This window comes from Dietzia sp. CW19 (assembly GCF_014145265.1).
Taxonomy (GTDB): Bacteria; Actinomycetota; Actinomycetes; order Mycobacteriales; family Mycobacteriaceae; genus Dietzia; species Dietzia natronolimnaea.
Genome location: NZ_JAALEE010000489.1, coordinates 1 through 2,361, shown reverse-complemented (window position 1 = coordinate 2,361; position 2,361 = coordinate 1). Strand labels below are relative to the sequence as shown.

Genomic DNA, 2,361 nt, shown 5'->3' with positions numbered 1-2,361 from the left:
TCCGCCGGTCTCCGTCGTGCTCCTCGGTGTCCTGGCGTGTGCCGGGGTGCTGGCGTGGTCTCTCGCCACCCGTCGGCGCACCGGGGCGGTCTGGGCTGCGGTCGCGCTGTACCCGCTGCTCTCCGTGGTGCTGGTCGCGGTGGGGCGGGCGGGCCCGGACACCGCGGCGGAGATCGTCCAGACCCTCCGGTACCACCCCGAATTCCCGCTGGTCCTGGGCGCCGCCGCGGCGCTGGCGTTGTCGGCGCCACGACGGGGTACCTCCACGGCCGGGCGCAGGTCGGTGCCGGCGGGCGTGGTGGTGCTCATCGCGCTGCTCGCCTCCTCAGCGGTCTCGACCCTGACCTATCGGACGACGTGGTCCGAACAGCCCTCCCGCGACTACGCCCTCCCCCTGCTCGAGACGCTGCATGATCGGAGCGCCCCGCTGCTCGACCAGGATCTCCCGCTCGAGGTCCTCCTCCCGGTCACCGCACCGTCACACCGGCTCTCGTCGTTGCTCGCGGGTGTTCCCGGGATCCCGCCGGTGACCGGGTGGACCACTGATCCGGTCGTGATCGACGCCCTCGGCACCCTTCATCCGGCCGAGGTCGCGGCGCTCCGGACGATCCCCCAGGGGCCCGAGCCCGGCTGCGGATACCGGGTCTCCGGGGGCGGTGCCCGGATCCCGCTCGACGGCCCCCTGATCGACCGGGACTGGCTCGTCCAGCTCAATCTCTTCGCCGACGCGGACGGCGAGGTGGATGTCCGCCTCGACGAGGGCGCCGAGGTGACGGTGCCGGTGTCGGCGGGTCTGGGAACGGTGTTCGTACGCGTCGAGGGGTCCGGTACCGGGGTCACCTTCACTCCCGAAGGGGGCCTTGGGGAGTTGTGCATCGGCAGCGGACCGGTCGGAGTCCTCGTGCCGCGCTGAGGGCCGCGGGGCGGGTGGCCCATAATGGTCGGATCGGATGAGTACGACAGGGACGGAGGCAGGTCATCGACATCGCGATGGTCATGCTGACCCTCACCGCGCTCCTCGTGGTCCCCGGGCTGATCGTGGGACTGGCCGCACGGCTCCCGCTCCGGTTGGCGGTGGGCACGTCGATCCCCGTGTCCGCGGGGATCGTCACGATCGCCACCTACGCGTACGGCCGGACGGGTGTGCCGTGGTCCCTGGGCGCGTATGCGGTGGCCACGGCGGTCACCGCGGTGATCGTCGGGCTGGTGGGGTTGCTCATCTCCGGGACGCTGTGGATCCGGCGGCGCCGTAGGGGGCGGGTGGGTGACACGCCGCGTGCCCGCCGCTCGTGGTGGTGGCTGCTCCCGGCCGCGTCGATCCCGGTGAGCGCGTGGCTGATCGGGCAGATGATCCTCACCGAGCTCTCGGCCACGCCGGGCGGCACCGCCAACGTCTTCCAGGGCTGGGACGCCCACTGGCACGCCAACTACATCCGGTTCATCCACGACACGGGACTGGCGTCCCCGGACCAGGCGGGCGAGCTCCGGTACCCGGAGAACGGGGCCACCCTCTACTACCCGAGCACCTGGCACGCGATCGCCGCCCTGGTCATGGGGCTGCGCGGCATCGGGGCGGTCGAGACCTACAACCTGGTGCAGATCGGCGCCATGGCGCTGGCGTTCCCGCTCGGTGTGGCCGCACTCGCCTGGCTCATCACCCACCGGCGCTTCTCCCGACCGGCCGCCGCCACCTCGGCCGCGGTCGCGGCCATGGCCACCCCGCTGTTCCCCGGGTTGCCGTTCGTCGAGGTGATGGTGGCAGCGACCCCCTCCGGCGTGGCCAACGGGCTGGCGGGCCTGGTGGCCGCGGTCGTGGTGGCCGCGCTGGCGGACCGACGTCTTGTGCCCGCCGCCGCCCTCGGCCTGGTCGGCGTCGGGGGCATCCACCCGTCAGCCATGGTGACCGCCGCGGTGTTCGTGCTGTTCTGGTGGCTGTTCGAGGGGCTGTGGCGCCCGGTCCGGGGCCGGTTGCGGGACTTCGTCGTCCTGGCCGGGATCGGCCTGGCGGGCGTGCTCACGCTGCTGCCCCAGGTCCTCACCGTCTCCGAGGACGCGGACGAGATCTCGGCCTTCGAGTTCGAGATCAACGCCGACCGGGCGGCCGTCTGGGGCCGGGCCGTGGCGCTACAGGTGCGACACGTGCAGGACTGGGGAGTGCGCTGGGTGCTGCTGGCCCTCGCGGTGGTGGGGGTGATCGTCATGCTCCGCCGCCTCGTGCTGTGGCCGCTCCTGCTCTGGGGCGGGGTGCTGGTGGTGTGCGTCAACTCCATGAGCACGTTCGGTAACTGGACCGGCGGCGCACTGCGCGGGATCGGCAGCATCTACTACAACGACCCGCGCCGGATCGGGGTGCTCCTGGCG

Annotated in this window: 1 protein-coding gene and 1 pseudogene; both read left to right on the top strand. The window is 72.6% G+C overall.

The features are described 5' to 3' along the window. Positions 1-913: pseudogene (locus G6021_RS13915) on the top strand (hypothetical protein); the annotation flags it as partial. A 77-nt stretch (positions 914-990) separates the two neighbouring features. Further along, the coding region (locus tag G6021_RS13910) for a DUF6541 family protein (protein WP_347238977.1) at positions 991-2,361 on the top strand (1,371 nt) is incomplete at its 3' end.